General features: G+C 62.5%; 12 protein-coding genes. 6 read left to right on the top strand and 6 right to left on the bottom strand.

What is annotated here, in order from left to right; all coding sequences use genetic code 11:
- Positions 1-256 precede the first annotated feature (256 nt).
- Genes QK296_RS28330 through QK296_RS28310 form a run of 5 tightly spaced genes read left to right on the top strand, consistent with a single transcriptional unit; the run spans position 257 to position 6,640 of the window.
- Positions 257-2,770: a TonB-dependent receptor gene (locus QK296_RS28330; RefSeq protein WP_282392244.1), complete on the top strand. Its 2,514-nt coding sequence runs from the start codon at positions 257-259 to the stop codon at positions 2,768-2,770.
- A 35-nt stretch (positions 2,771-2,805) separates the two neighbouring features.
- Positions 2,806-4,671: a phytase gene (locus QK296_RS28325; protein WP_282392242.1), complete on the top strand. Its 1,866-nt coding sequence runs from the start codon at positions 2,806-2,808 to the stop codon at positions 4,669-4,671.
- Positions 4,672-4,718: 47 nt separating this feature from the next.
- Positions 4,719-5,411: a protein TolQ gene (gene tolQ / locus QK296_RS28320; RefSeq protein WP_003191895.1), complete on the top strand. Its 693-nt coding sequence runs from the start codon at positions 4,719-4,721 to the stop codon at positions 5,409-5,411.
- A gap of 15 nt (positions 5,412-5,426) precedes the next feature.
- Positions 5,427-5,873 (top strand): protein TolR, encoded by a 447-nt coding sequence (gene tolR, locus QK296_RS28315; protein ID WP_003191894.1) that lies wholly within the window; start codon positions 5,427-5,429, stop codon positions 5,871-5,873.
- The gene (locus QK296_RS28310; RefSeq protein WP_282392239.1) at positions 5,870-6,640 is read left to right on the top strand and encodes an energy transducer TonB; all 771 of its coding nucleotides are present in this window, start codon (positions 5,870-5,872) and stop codon (positions 6,638-6,640) included. The genes tolR and QK296_RS28310 overlap by 4 nt, the downstream gene beginning before the upstream one ends.
- A 65-nt stretch (positions 6,641-6,705) precedes the next feature.
- On the opposite strand, the gene QK296_RS28305 is transcribed toward QK296_RS28310, so the two are convergent.
- The 6 genes from QK296_RS28305 to QK296_RS28280 all read right to left on the bottom strand — a co-directional run bounded on the left by QK296_RS28305 (position 6,706) and on the right by QK296_RS28280 (position 13,508).
- A complete protein-coding gene (locus tag QK296_RS28305; protein ID WP_169855930.1) occupies positions 6,706-7,653 on the bottom strand; it encodes a D-isomer specific 2-hydroxyacid dehydrogenase family protein in 948 nt (315 codons plus the stop codon).
- Positions 7,650-8,912, bottom strand: a complete 1,263-nt coding sequence (locus QK296_RS28300; protein WP_244641729.1) for an acyl-CoA dehydrogenase family protein — start codon at positions 8,910-8,912, stop codon at positions 7,650-7,652. The genes QK296_RS28305 and QK296_RS28300 overlap by 4 nt, the downstream gene beginning before the upstream one ends.
- Positions 8,909-10,249 carry an LLM class flavin-dependent oxidoreductase gene (locus QK296_RS28295; RefSeq protein WP_120248186.1) on the bottom strand — a complete coding sequence of 447 codons (1,341 nt, stop codon included), beginning with the start codon at positions 10,247-10,249 and terminating at the stop codon, positions 8,909-8,911. The genes QK296_RS28300 and QK296_RS28295 overlap by 4 nt, the downstream gene beginning before the upstream one ends.
- Positions 10,250-10,259: 10 nt before the next feature.
- Positions 10,260-11,234 (bottom strand): ABC transporter substrate-binding protein, encoded by a 975-nt coding sequence (locus QK296_RS28290; RefSeq protein ID WP_034135862.1) that lies wholly within the window; start codon positions 11,232-11,234, stop codon positions 10,260-10,262.
- Between the two features lie 82 nt (positions 11,235-11,316).
- Positions 11,317-12,900: a rhodanese-related sulfurtransferase gene (locus tag QK296_RS28285; protein WP_282392228.1), complete on the bottom strand. Its 1,584-nt coding sequence runs from the start codon at positions 12,898-12,900 to the stop codon at positions 11,317-11,319.
- Positions 12,897-13,508, bottom strand: coding sequence for a cysteine dioxygenase (locus tag QK296_RS28280; RefSeq protein ID WP_003191883.1), 612 nt, complete (start codon positions 13,506-13,508; stop codon positions 12,897-12,899). The genes QK296_RS28285 and QK296_RS28280 overlap by 4 nt, the downstream gene beginning before the upstream one ends.
- A 213-nt stretch (positions 13,509-13,721) precedes the next feature.
- Here QK296_RS28280 and QK296_RS28275 point away from each other — a divergent pair, with 213 nt between their 5' ends.
- A complete protein-coding gene (locus QK296_RS28275; RefSeq protein WP_003191880.1) occupies positions 13,722-14,627 on the top strand; it encodes a LysR family transcriptional regulator in 906 nt (301 codons plus the stop codon).
- The last annotated feature ends 122 nt before the right edge of the window (positions 14,628-14,749 follow it).

Below are 14,749 nucleotides of genomic sequence, written 5' to 3'. Positions count from 1 at the left end.
GAGATCAAAAGCAGATCAAGATCAAGAGCGGCTCGCTTCGCATCGTAGTTACCGTCGACCGCCTTCGCAGGCAAGCCAGCTCCCACCTCTGACCGAGGTCATTTCAGCTCATTTGAGCCCTCCACAAGCTTGTAAACCCCGCTTTGACAGGCTCTGCCCGTAACCCTGTCACAGAACCGTCACGCCCCATCCCTAGCTTGCCCTCCCAGTTGCCGGGCCTCTTGCCTGGCGCCAACGGATTCTTGGGGAGGGTTTCATGTACAAGCGCACCGGGCTCGTCAGCTTTACGCTTACCGCCTTGGCCCTGGCGATAGCCTGCGAGCGGGTCAATGCCGCCGAAGCGGCCACCACCGAGCATGTCGATGTGGTCGGCCAAGCCGCTGCAATCGACAGCGCCCTCAAGGAGCAGCGCTCTTCCGATAGCATCAAGAGCGTGGTGCATGCTGACGGCGTCGCGCAGTTGCCGGATGAGAACGTTGCCGAGGCGGTGCAGCGCTTGCCGGGCATCAGTGTTGAACGTGACCAGGGCGAAGGTCGCTTTGTGAGCGTGCGCGGCCTGGGTCCGGACCTCAACAGTGTGACCATCAACGGCACCCTGGTGCCCTCGCCTGAGAGCGAGCGCCGTGCCGTGGCCCTTGATGTTCTGCCTTCGGAATTGGTGCAGTCGTTGTCGGTGATCAAGACGCTCACACCGGACATGGACGCCAACTCCCTGGGCGGCACTGTTGATGTGAAGAGCCTGTCGGCGTTCGATCACAAGGGCCTGTTCTACACCGGCAGCACTCAGGCCAGCTACGACAAGAACACACACCAGACCAGCCCGAAATTCTCCGGCGCCGCCAGTAACCGGTTCAGCCTCGGCGACGGTATCGACAACTTTGGCGTGGCCGCGGCGCTCAGTTGGCAGAAGCGTGATTTTGGCTCGGACAACGTCGAAACTGGCGGCGCCTGGGACTTTACCAACGGTGCCCGGCTCAACGAATTCGAGCAGCGCGACTACGACATCAGCCGTGAACGCGCCGGTGGTGGCCTTAACTTCGATTACACGCCCGATGACTTGAGCAGCTACTACCTGCGCACGCTCTACAGTCGCTACAAGGACACCGAAACCCGTAACGCTGCCAGCCTAGAGTTCGCTGACCCGCAAGCGCCCGGCGAATTGGGCGAAGTCGAGGGCAAGCGTAAGCTCAAGAACCGTGAGGAAACCCAGCAAATCCAGTCCTACGTATTGGGCGGTGAACGCATGCTCGGCCTGTGGACCCTGAGCGGCCAGGCCGGGTACAGCCGTTCCAGCGAAGACAGCCCGGGGCATATTGCCGGTGCGACCTTCGACGGCGGTGACTTTGCCGACAGCGGCTTTTACGACAAGACCAAGCCGCGCCCGATCATCGGCAGTGGTTTCTACGACCCCGCCAATTTCAGCCTCGATAAAGTCGACTGGGAAAAACAGCACACCCAGGACACCGAGAAGAACCTGCGCCTGGATCTGGCCCGCGACTACGACCTTAGCGGTTACGCATCCCAGTTCAAGTTCGGCGGCAAGGTCAGCCGGCGCCACAAGGACAATGACCTGGAGGCCTGGGTCTACAAGGACCTGGATGAACAGGGCTTGAGCGATGAACAACTCAACCTTACGCAGTTCCAGAAGGGCAACGTCGACTACCGTCTCGGCCGCTTTGGCCCGGGCATCAGCGCGGGCAATATTCGCCAACTGATCGGCGGCCTCAATCGCGATGACTTCTATGACCCCACCGAATCCACGGTCAACGACTTCACCATTCGCGAAGACATCAACGCCGGCTACCTGATGAACACCGTTGATATCGACGACTGGCGCTTCATTGCCGGCATGCGTTACGAAGGTACCGAATTCGAAGCCAAGGGCACCGGCGCCACGGACGGCCAGTTCAGCGCCACCGAGACCAAGCGCCGTTATCACCACTGGCTACCGGGCCTGCATGCGCGCTACCAGATTGACAAGAACACCCAGGTACGCGCCGCCTGGACCAAATCGGTGGTGCGTCCGACCTTTGGCCAATTGGCCCCTGGTTTTGTGATCGACGATGACGAAGCCACCTTCGGCAACCCGGACCTCAAGCCGCTCGAATCAAGCAACCTGGACCTGGGCATCGAACATTTCATGGGCCGCGCCGGTACCGTGTCGGCATTCGTGTTCTACAAAGACATCCAGAACTTCGTCTACAACACCGACGTGGCCGGTACCGGTGCCTGGGCCAACTTCGCCGAGGCGCACACCTTTGCCAACGGCGACAGCGCCAAACTCTATGGCCTGGAACTGGCCTACTCACAGAAGTTCGACTGGCTGCCTGCGCCATGGAACGGCCTGATGATCGGTGCCAACAGCACCTTCAGCCGTTCCAGCGCGGACATCGAGGGCTTCGACAGCGCCAGCGGGCGCAATCGCAAGCGCAACATCAGCCTGCCCAACCAATCGGACACGGTCGGCAACCTGATGCTCGGTTGGGAAGACGACACCCTCAGCCTGCGCCTGTCGGCCAATTACAAATCGGCCTATTTGTACGAGTTGGCGTCGATCAATGACAAGGCCCATGACCTGCACGTCGACGCGCAAACCTTCGTCGATTTCAGCGCGCGCTACTCACTGACCAAGAACCTGCAGGTCAGCTTCGAGGCACAGAACCTCACCGACGAGTCGTACTTCGTCTACACCGGCCATCGTAGCTACAACGGCCAGTACGAAGAGTACGGACCCACCTACAAGCTGGGCCTGACATTCACCCATTTCTAACGATAACGCGTGCTTCCTGAAGGATTTGTCTGTTCATGAGAATTTCCAAGCTGTGCCTGCTGGTCGTACTGGTTAGCAGCGCCAATGCGTTCGCCACTGACCTACCGCTGACCCCGTGGGCACCCAGCCTGAACGCCCAGGCCGTTGCCTTCCTGCCCGGCGGCACCCAGCGCGTGGCCGCCAGTGCCCGCGACGGCCTGCTGCTGCTCGACGATAACGGCGTCGAACTGGCCCGCTTCAAAGGCCGTTTCAGCAGCCTCGACACCCGCGCTGCGGGCACTCAATCGCTGATCGCCAGCCTCGACAACGACCGCCAGCAGGCCTTGCTGATCGGTCTGGATGGCGTCGGCAAAACCTGGGGTGCGCCGCTGTACCTGCCGACCCGCGACTTTGCGGTAAATAGCCTGTGCCTCTATCGCGATTCGGCGGCCAACCTGTTTGTGTTCCTGGTCGGTGAAGAGGGCAAGGGCGAGCAGTGGCTGGTGGGCAATGGCTCGACCCTGCTGGCCCAGGCGCAGCGTGTTCGCAGCCTGCCACTGCCGCCATCGGCGCAGTACTGCCAAGTGGATGATGCGGCCGAGCGATTGGTGGTAAACGAGCAAAACGTCGGCTGGTGGGCCTACCCGGCGCACCCGGAAGCCGAGGTGAAACGCACGCCCGTGGCGCTGTTCGACGACCCCGCGCGCGAAGCAGGCGCCATGGCGCTGGTGCCGGGCGGGGTGCTCGCGCTGGACCCGAAAACCGCGCAATTGCAGCTGTTCCAGCAAGTCGGGGAACGTTGGGTTGGGCAATCCAGCCTCGCCTTGCCGGGCCTCAAAGAACCGGAGCAACTGGTGATCCAGGGCCGGCAGGTGCTGGTGCGGGATGACGACAGCGGCCAGCTCTATCAGGGCCGTCTCGACTGGCAAGCCACGCCGGTGCCGGTTGCGCCGATACTTGCGCAAGTCGCCGCACTGCGCCAGACCGAACCCGTGGGTCGCCAAGGCGACGCGGCGGATGACCCGGCCATCTGGATTCACCCGGACACGCCGGCCAAAAGTCGTGTGCTGGGGACCAACAAGAAACAGGGCCTGCTGGCCTACGATCTCGACGGCAAGTTGCTGCAGGAACTGGCAGTGGGGCGGCTGAACAATGTAGACCTACGCCCAGGCTTCAAACTGGGTACGCACACCGTCGACCTGGCCGTGGCGAGTAACCGCGACCGCAACAGCCTGAGCCTGTTCAGCATCGACCGTCAGAGCGGCGAGTTGCGTGAAGCCGGTGAGGTCCCCACGCCACTCAAGGACATCTACGGTATCTGCCTTTACCAGCCCGCCAGCGGCGAGCTTTACGCGTTTGCCAATGACAAGGATGGCACCTTCCTGCAATACCGCCTGAGTGCACCGACTGGCCGTGTGCAGGGCGAGTTGGTGCGCCAGTTCAAGGTCGATAGCCAACCCGAGGGCTGTGTGGCCGATGACCAGCGCCAACGCTTGTTCATCGGTGAGGAAGATGTCGGCGTGTGGGCGATGGATGCCCGTGCCGAGCAACCGGCCACGCTCACTTCGGTGATCAAAGTCGGCGCGCAACTGCACGCGGACGTCGAAGGCTTGGCGTTGTATCAAAGCCCCGCGCGGGATTACCTGGTGGTCTCCAGCCAAGGCAATGACAGCTACCTGGTGCTGGACGCCGAGCCGCCATTCGCTGTGCGCGGCGCCTTGCGCGTTGGCCTCAATGCGGCCGCCGGCATTGATGGCGCCTCGGAAACCGATGGCCTGGAGGTCACTGCCGTCAACCTCGGCGGGCCCTGGAGCCAGGGCATGCTGGTGGTGCAGGACGGCCGCAAGCGCATGCCCGAGCAAGCCCAGAACTTCAAGTTCGTGCCCTGGGCCGAGGTGAGCCGCGCGTTGAAATTACCTTGAGCTGTCATCACGCAGTCATCCGTTTTTAATCGAATAGGAGCTTCACCATGCACGCGACGATGGAACATATGACGATCTGGAGCTTGATCAGCGACGCCAGCCTGTTGGTCAAGGCCGTAATGATCACTTTGCTGTTGGCATCCTTGCTCAGCTGGTACCTGATCATTCAGCGCAGCCGTGTGCTGCGTGGGTTGGATCGGCAGCTTAACGGCTTCCTGTCGCGCTTTCGCGTGGCGTCGGACCTGCAGCCCTTGTATCGCGAAACCGTGCAGGCAGGCGAGGGCGGTGTGGCGCCGATCTTTATTGCCGGCATGCAGGAATACCAGCATCTGCGCCACCACGATCCGGCCGTGCTCGAGGGTGTGGAGCGCGCCTTGCAGGTAGCGATCACCGAGCAGGAACTGGAGCTGGAAAAGGGCTTACAGTTTCTGGCGACGGTGGGGTCGGTCAGCCCCTATATCGGCCTGTTCGGGACCGTGTGGGGCATCATGAATTCGTTCCTCGGCTTGTCGCAGGTGCAACAGGCCACGCTATCGACCGTGGCACCGGGTATTGCAGAGGCCTTGATTGCCACCGCCATTGGCCTGTTTGCAGCGATTCCGGCAGTGATCGCCTATAACCGTTTCGCGGCACGCAGCCAGACCTTGCTCACGCGCTACTACGCTTTTGGCAATGAGCTGCAAGTGCACCTGCACCGCACGCTGCGCGGTACCTCGATCAACCTGGCCGTGGCCGCCTGAACAAGGAGCAAAGCGATGTTGATCAGGCCGCAACGCAAGCACGGGCCCAAGGCCGAGATGAATGTGGTGCCCTACATCGACGTGATGCTGGTGCTGCTGGTGATCTTTATGGTCACCGCGCCCATGCTCACCCAGGGTGTGAAGATCGAACTGCCCAAGGTCGCCGCCGAGGCGCTGGCCAGCGATACGCGCCAGCAGATCCTGACGTTATCGGTGAAGGCCGACGGTGGCTACTACTGGAACCTGGGTGACGAACTGGACACCCGCCAGCAGACCGACAGTGCGATGACCCTGGAAGAAATGAGCGCCAAGGTCATGCAGGTGGTGGCGGCGCGCAGCGATACCCAGGTGTATATCCGTGCTGACGACAATGCCGGTTACGGCCGTGTGGTGGCGGCCATGGCGGTACTGCAGAAGGGCGGTGTCAGCAACCTTGGGCTCGTCACCGAGGCCCCACAATGACAGCGATGAGCATGCGTAGTCCGGCACTGGCCTTGGCGCCCAACGGCGATGGTTTCTGGCGCAAAAGCCTGGCAGCGAGTCTGGCCGTGGCGCTGCATGGTGCGGTGGCAGTGGCGTTGATGCTGGGCTGGTCAACGGAGCGACCAGGGGTGGATGCGCCACGGGTGATGCACACGCAGTTGGTGGTTTTACCTGCGCCGGCACCGGCACCGGCACCGGCACCGGCGCCGACACCTGAGCCCGTCGCTGCCGCGCTGCCAGAACCTGTTGTTATCCCGGTACCGACCAAACCGACAGTTGATCCGCAGGTCCAGGCGCAAAAGCTCGAGAAAGCCGCCCTGGCACGCAAGCGGGTTGAAGAAAAGAAACTCGAGCAACAACAGCGCATGGCAACCGAGCAGCGCAATCGTGAGTTGGAACAGCAGCGCCTGAGCCAGGCGCGTGCCGCTTCGGAAAAAGCCAGAGCCCCCGTGCCTGCGCCTACCCCAGCATTCGACAGCCGCCAGTACCAGCCCTTGAGCAAGGCCGCCCCGGACTACCCCGAACGCGCCCTGGACAAGAACATCGAAGGCGACTGTTCAGTGGAGTACACCGTCAACACCCAGGGGCACGTGGAAAACCCCAAGGTGCTGGACGGCTGCCACCCGTTGTTCATTCGGCCCTCATTAGCAGCGGCCAATACTTTTCGCTACCAGCCGAGAATCGTCGATGGCAAGGCTGTTGCCGTACCGGCGGTGCGCAATACCTTCCACTACCGCATCAAATGAATTTCTCCTGGCGGTGGTTCAGTTAAAGATGCAGTGACTGACACACCGCCTTCGCGAGCAAGCCGTCAAGCATTCGCGAGGTTACTTAACTCAAGGCCCGCCACATACCGTTCCAGATTTGCCAGGAACGTATCCGCAATTTCTTCCTTGCTGTTGGTCGAAATAGCTGAAGTATGCGGCGACAGCCGTACCCTCGGATGGCTGTACAGCGGGTGCCCGTCGGGCAATGGCTCTGGCTCGGTGACGTCGAGGGACGCCAGGCCGATCTGGCCGTTATCCAGCGCGTGCAACAGCGCTTGCTGATCGAGCAGGCCTCCGCGGGCAATGTTGATCAGGTGCAGCCCCGGCTTGGCGCTGGCCAGTACATCACGGTCGATGATATGCCGCGTCGCTTCGGTCAGGGGTGCCGCCACCACCAGGTGATCGGCGCGGGCAAACAGGTCGTGGATGTCATTGGCCGCTTCCACGCCATCGAGGCCGAACGGCGTTGTGCTTTGACGCAGTGCCACGACCTTGAGCCCCAGTGCCAGGGCCTTTTGCGCCAGGCTTGCGCCAATCGCGCCAAAGCCCAAAAGGCCCAGCGTGGTGCCCTTGAGCGGGCGCAGCGCGGTGAACTGCCATTGGGCATCCTTTACCCAGATATCCGGCAAATGCTTGGACGCGGCAAAGATCGCCGCCAGAGCGAACTCCGCCAGGTTATCGGCAGCACTGCCTCGTGAGGTGGTCACCGGCGGGCCGTTGAACAGCCACCGCGGGTAGAAGTCGATACCCGACGATACCAGGTGCACCCACTGTGCGCCGTAGGGCCAGCCCGGTGGCGGGGTATCGGGGGCGGTGTAGCCACGCACATTGATCGGGCGCAGCAGCAGGATATTGGCGTGGGGCGGCAAGTCACTGGGCACACCGACCGGCACGCCGATTACCTGGGCTTGGAGGTGCAGTGGCGCAAGACGCTCACGGATCACCTGGTTGAAGTCTTCGTCCAGTTGGCTGGCAATAATCACCTGGCTCATGTGCGTTCCTTCTGGCGCTGGTTGAACACCGCTTTGCCGACGCCCTGCAGCACGGCGTCATTTTGCGGAGTGTGGACGCGGCTGCACAGCACATCGCGGTAATGCCGTTGCAGTGGGCTATGGCGTGACAGGCCAGGGTTGCCCGAGGCTTCGATGGCCAGCTCGACCGCACGGATTGCATTGCCGGTGACCAGGTACTTCACCTGTGCGGCATTGGCCGTTGGCGTGTGGCCTGCGGCGGCAGTGTCGAGCAGGCTGCGGTTGGCAAACAGCAGCGTGTCGATATGGCCGACGGTCTCCTGAAAACGCGGCAGGGTGAACAATGCCGCGCCGAGATTTGACGGCTTGCGTTCCTCCAGCCAGTCCACCAGCCAGTCCCGTGCCGCCTGAGCCACGGCGTCGTACACCGACGACAGCAACACCGACATCCACAGGAAGCCTTCGCCATCCAGCTCCGCTTGCGGGGCGCTCCAGGGGCTGACGCTGACCGCATGGTCCAGGGGCACCAGAACGTTGTCGAGTACCACCTCATGGCTGCAGGTGGCGCGCATGCCCAAGTGATCCCAGGTGTCGATGATGCTGACACCGGGGCTGGCCTTGGGCACCAGCCAGGCGCCTACCAGCGGGTCGGCGTCGTCGCTGCGCGCCCACACGCTGAACCAGCTCAGGCCATGGCTGCCGGTGGAGTAGAGCTTGCGTCCACTGATACGCCAGCCCTCGGCGGTGCGCACCGCGGTGGTGGCCGGCAAACCACCACGGGCCGGGGTGCCCAGGTCGGGTTCGACCCGCAGGGCGTTGATCAGTGCACCGTTTTGCACCGCGTCTTGCGCGACTTGCACGCGCAGGTGTGCGGGCCAGGTCTGGCTGTCTTGCAGGCGGCTGTGTTGCAGGTATTGCATCACCAGGATCAGGGCCGTGGACGGTTCGCCCTTGGCGATGGCGCTGATGACCTTGCGCGCCTGGGCCAGGCTGGCGCCACCGCCGCCAAGTTTCTTCGGCACGGTCAGGGCGATGAGGTGGTGTTGGTGCAGGAGCTTGAAATTAGCGTGGGGGAAGGCGCCGCTTTCGTCATAGAGGGGCGCGGTACTGGCCAGCTCGGCGCTGAGGCGTTCAAGCAGTGTATCGAATTGGGCGAGTTCCTGTGGGAGCTGGCTTGCCTGCGATCGCGGTTTATCAGGCGGTAGTGTAGTTGGCTGGCACACCGCTATCGCAGGCAAGCCAGCTCCCACATAGGTCGAGCGACTGCGCGATTGGCTCATACCAGCGCCTCCACCGGCTCTTCAATCACGCTGTAGCGGTTCGCCGGCACCTCCAGGCCGAGGTTGTCGCGCAGGGTATGGCCGCTGTACTCGGTACGGAACAACCCTCGCTGTTGAAGCACCGGCACCACCAGCTCGGTGAAATACTGCAAGCCATCCGGCAGCACCGAATTGATGATGAAACCATCGCTGGCGCCGCTCTCGAACCAGGTCTGGATCGCATCCGCGACCTGTTCCGGGGTGCCGACAAAGTCGCGCAGGGGCCGTGAGAAACGCAGGGCCACTTCGCGCAGGGTCAAGCCTTCGTCCCGGGCCAGTTGCTTGATACGTTCGGAGCCGCCTTTCTGGCTGTTGGCGCCCAGGTCGCCCAGTTCGGGGAAGGGCGCATCCAGCGGGTACTGGCTGAAATCATGGTCGTTGAACGGCCGGCCAAGGGCGACGATGGCGTCTTCTACCGTGACCAGCGCCACGGCTTGCTGGTAGCGGCTTTCCACTTCGGCCGCATCACGCCCGACAATCGGGCGAATACCCGGCAAAATCGACAGGCTGTCCGGGTCGCGGCCAAAGCGCTTGGCGCGCCGTTTCAAGTCGGCGCTGTAGGCCTTGCCCTCGTCGACAGTGTCCACATGCACGAAAATCGCATCGGCGTTTTCAGCGGCAAAGTTACGCCCATCCTCCGAAGTGCCCGCCTGGAAAATCGCCGGTTGGCCCTGGCGCGAGCGCGCGATGTTCAGCGGGCCTTTGACCGAGAAGAATTCGCCCTTGTGGTTAAGCGCATGCAACTTGCCCGGGGTGAAGAATTCGCCGCTGTGCTTGTTATAGGCAAAGGCGTCGTCCTCCCAGGAATCCCACAGGCCCTTGACCACATTCAAATGCTCCTTGGCGATGCGATAACGCACGGCGTGGGGCGGGTGCTCGGCCTTGCCGAAGTTATCGGCGGTGCCACTCAGCCACGAGGTGACCACGTTCCAGCCGGCGCGGCCGCCGCTGATATGGTCCAGCGAAGCGAACTGGCGTGCCACCTGGTAAGGCTCGGTGTAGCTGACGGTCACGGTGGCGACCAGGCCGATGTGAGTGGTCAGCGCGGCCAGGGCCGAGAGGATCGTCAGCGGCTCGAAGCGGTTGAGGTAATGGGGGCTGGACTTGGGGTGGATATGCAGGCTGTCGGCGATGAACACGAAGTCGAACCGGGCTGCTTCGGCCAGTGCGGTCTGCTGCTTGTAGAAGCCGAAATTGGTGCTGGCGTCGGGTTGTGCCTGCGGGTGGCGCCATTCGCCCCAACCGTGGCCGACGCCGTGCACCATGGCACCGAGTTTCAATTGACGTGGCTTGCTCATGTTCTGCTCCTTAGCGCGAGGCTTGTTCGAGGGGGATACGCTTGGCGTTGAAGCTGGAATCGAAGCCCTGGGAGACGTCGATGTGTTTGCTCAAAAGGCCTTCTTTTACATAGGTGTCGGCGGTGGCTTGCAGGCCGTGGATCACCGTATCGTCAATCGTGACGGGGGACAGATGGGTGTCCTTGGCCACTTCGATATGTACGGCCAGTGGCAGGCCAGTGATCTTGGCCTGGGCAGCGGCGTATTGCTCGGGATGGGTATTGGCCCAGGCATAGGCGCGATCAATGCGGGCGACAAAGTCGTCCAGTTGCACACGTTTGTCGGCAATGGCCTGGCCGGTGGCCGCGAAGTACAGGTGATTGCTCAGCAGGTGCTTGCCGCTGACCAACACCCGAGCATTGCTTTGTGAGGTGACCACGGTGGTGTAAGGGTCCCATGTCGCCCAGGCATCGGCGGTGCCGTTGTCCAGCACCAGTCGCGACTCGGCGGGCAGCAGGAAGATGAACTGTACATCTTGGGTGGTCAGCCCGGCATTGTTCAGGGCCTTGATCGCCAGGTAATGCCCGATGGAGCCGCGCCCGGTGACGATCTTCTTGCCCTTGAGGTCGGCCGCGGTCTTGATCGGTGAATCCTTGGGCACCAGCAGCGCGGTGGTGTTACGGCCTTCGGCATGGATGATGCTGATCACCTTGATCGAGGCACCGGCGCCGAGGGCGAACACATAAGGGGCATCGCCCAGGGCGCCGACATCCACGGCACCGGCATTCAGCGCTTCGCCCAGGGGCGAGGCCGAGGGGAATTCCGACCATTTGATCTCGTAGGGCACGTTCTGGCTTTCGCCCGAGGCTTCCAGCAGCGCCTTGATCGTGGATTTCTGGTTGGCCACGCGCAGCGGTTGCAGGTCGCCAGCCTGGACGGTAGAAAGCAGGCCGAGGGCGAGGGCAGCGCCCAGCAACAGGCGTTTGAATGCAATGGCGTACAGCATGGGAAAAACTCCAGGCGTTAGGTAAAGGAAAGTACCTCCGCCTGGAGAAGGGGTCGGTTGAGCGAAACGGTGCAGCGGTGAATCAGATCACGTAGAAACCATGGGTGCCGTCGCGGGCCAGTTGTTCCACGAGGCCGAACTCCCAATCCAGGTAAGCCTGCATGGCTTCCCGCGGGTTGTCGGTGCCTTCGTAAGGGCGGCGGTAGCGGTCGATACGTGGGGACGCCAAGTGGCTTTCACCTGACTCAAGGGGCAGCTGCGCCTGGATCCAGCCGGCCGTGCCGTCCTGCAGCAAAAAGACTGGCTTGCCGGTAAGCGCCTCGACTTCCGGCACCGCCAGGCGCGCCAGTTGGCTGCTGCCGCAGGTCAATACATAGCGCTGGGCGTTCGGTACCTTGCCCAGGGCCTCTGGCAGTTGCGCGCGCAGCACCCACCAGGCGCCGGGGATATGACGTTTCACGTAGTTGGCGCTGGCGGTGAAGTCCAGCACCAGGGTGTCGCCATGGCCGAGCCAGTCGGCAAGGGTGTGGGGGCTGATCAGTTCGGCCTGGGGCGGCGGCGGTACTGGCGCGACCCATGCGCCGCGCTCGCTGAAGTGCTCTGCTTGCAGGTCATCCAATACGTACACCTGCCAGCCCAACTGGGCCAGCCACGACGCAGACATATTGGCGCGCACGCCGTCGTCGTCCACCAGTACCAGGCGCGCACCGCGCACACTGGCCACGTGGTCGGTTTCCTGCACCAGTTGCCCGCCCGGGGTGGCGCGGGCGCCCGGCAGGTGGCCGGCTTCGAATTCTTCCACGGTGCGCACATCGAACAGGTAAGTGATGCGTGTCGCGTCCTGTTGCCAGCGCTGCAGATCATTGAGGGTGGCACGTTTTACCGAGGCTTTGTCGGCAACACCACGGGCCTCTTGGGCGGCCAGCTGGCGATGGTTTTCCGAGGTCGGTGCAAACTGGCGCGCCTGCCCATGGGCGAGGATCTGCCCGGCCAAGCTCCAGCCGATGGTGCCGTTGCGCAGGGCCGCCACCGGGTTGGGGATGCCGGCGTTGATCAACGACTGAGTGCCGATAATGCTGCGGGTGCGCCCGGCGCAATTGACGATAATGCGCGTGGCCGGATCGGGCGCCAGCTCACGGGCGCGTAACACCAACTCAGCCCCCGGCACGCTGATGCCCGTGGGGATGCTCATGGTCTGGTATTCATCGAAACGCCGCGCATCTAGCACCACCACATCGGCCTGGCTGTCGAGCAAGGCCTGGACCTCTTCGGCGGCCAGGGACGGCGTGTGACGCTGGTTCTCCACCAGTTCGCCAAACGCCTTGCTCGGTACATTGACGTCGATAAACAGCTCGCCACCGGCCCGGCGCCAACCGTCCAGCCCACCCTCCAGCAGGCTGACCTGGGTGTAGCCCAGTGCAACCAGGCGTTCGGCGGCGCGGTGGGCCAGCCCTTCGCCGTTGTCGTACAGGGTGACCTGGGTATCGCGGCGTGGAATGCGCGCGTACACCTCCAGTTCCAGCTTGGACAAGGGAATATTCGCGGCGAACAGCGGATGGGCCTCGGCAAAGGGGGCTTCCTCACGCACGTCGATCAGCGCGACTTCTTCGCGTGCCAACAGGGCCTGGCGAATCTGCGCAAAGCTGCGGGTCGATACAGTGGTCATAGGGCAGGGCTCTTTTCTTTGGACAGGTCCCAGATGTTCGGGAGGTAGGCATTGGAATAACCGGAGATAAACAGTTTCTCGCTGCCGTCGGGCTGGTACACCGCCCGGCGCACCGCGCCGATATTGGCGCCGTATACGTGGATGCTGATGGACACTTGGTCAGCGTGTGCATTGCTGACCTGGTGGATATCACCGACCTTGGGCGACACCGTTTCGACCTGGCCGGGCAGCAATTGCAAGGGGTCGCCTTGCGCTACCAGGCTGCCGCCCGGCGCCCGGGCAAACCCCTGGGAAAACTCCGCGCCGCGCAACATGCCGATCAACCCCCACACCCTGTGGTCATGAATCGGCGTGCGTTGCCCCGGCCCCCACACAAAGCTGACCACGCTGAAGCGCTGGCGCGAATCGGCATGCAGCAAGAATTGCTGATAGCGCTCGGGGTCGGGTTGGGCGAATTCGTCGGGCAGCCAATCATCGTGGCTGACCAGTTGCGCCAGCAGCTTGCCGCCACGGTGCAGCAGGTCGCCTTCACGCGGGTTGCCGTCGATCAATTCCGCCAGGGCGCCTATGAAGGCTCTGAGTCTCTCGGGGTGTCGGGCCTGGGTCATGACCATTCCATCGGGCTGTTGGTGTGCTTTTATCTAAGCATAATGTTTATTTTTAATATGCTATTTTTTAATGATTAGCTTATAGCCGAAGGTAATTTAGAACCGGTTTGAATAGCGTTAGACGTTATTGATCACTGGGTGGGCTATCCAGACCTGTGTGCGGCCACTATGCTTCACGCACATCTTAATGACTGATCTGTATGTGCGGCCCAAATGAAAATTGACGATATCGATGCCTTTGTCGAAGTGATTCGTTGCCAGTCCATCAGCCATGCCGCCGCGTCGTTGCAGCTGACCCAGCCAGCCATCACCCGCCGCGTGCAGAACTTCGAGCAGGCACTGGGGGTGGAGCTGTTCGACCGCAACACCAAGCCGCTCAAGCCGACGCTGATCGGTACCCGCGTTTATGAGCAATGTCGGTTGATCCTGCGTGAGATGGATGCCCTGCGCGAACTGGTGGCCACCGATGCTCCGCCCACCGGCGTGCTACGCCTGGGTGTACCGCAGACCATCGGCGATGTGGTGCTGCTGGACGCGCTCAAGCACCTGCGCAGCGAATACGCCGACTTGCGCGCCCAGGTTGCCACCGGCTGGGGCAGCCAATTGGTCGGCAAGATCGAACGCGGCGAACTGGATGCGGCGGTGGCGTTGTTCCCTGCGGGCAAGATCTTCCCGGACAACCTAGTGGGTGAGTCCATCGGCAAGATGGAGTTGGTGGTGGTGTGTGCCAAGGCGCAACTGCCGAAGAAGCCGTGCAAGCTGGCTGACGTGTACCAGAGCGGTTGGATTCTTAATCCGGACGGCTGCGGGTTCCGTGCGGGGTTGCAGCGCACCTTGTCTGACCAGGGCCTGGCGCTGCGGGTGAACCTGGAAACCTTTGGCACTGAACTGCAACTGGGCTTGGTGGCCGATGGCCTCGGCCTTGGCCTGGTGCCACGTCCGTTGCTGGAACGCAGTGCTCATCGCGAGCAGCTGGCGGCGATGCCCCTCAAGGACTTCAAGCCGGTGATGGATTTGTGGCTGATCTATCCGCATTTTCTCGGCAACCTGCAAGGGCCGGTGGATGCGTTTGGTCAATGGGTGGCAGACGCTTTGCACAAGATCCGCAGTGCTGCCTGACGCCCTGTAATCCAAATGTGGGAGCTGGCTTGCCTGCGATGACGGCCTGCCAGCCGACACCTATCTCCCTGACACCCCGCGGTCAAAACTGTGGGAGCGGGCTTGCTCGCGAAGGCGGCCTG

Source organism: Pseudomonas sp. AL10, from assembly GCF_029960685.1.
Classification (GTDB): domain Bacteria; phylum Pseudomonadota; class Gammaproteobacteria; order Pseudomonadales; family Pseudomonadaceae; genus Aquipseudomonas; species Aquipseudomonas lactis.
This window is presented reverse-complemented; position numbering and strand designations above follow the sequence as displayed.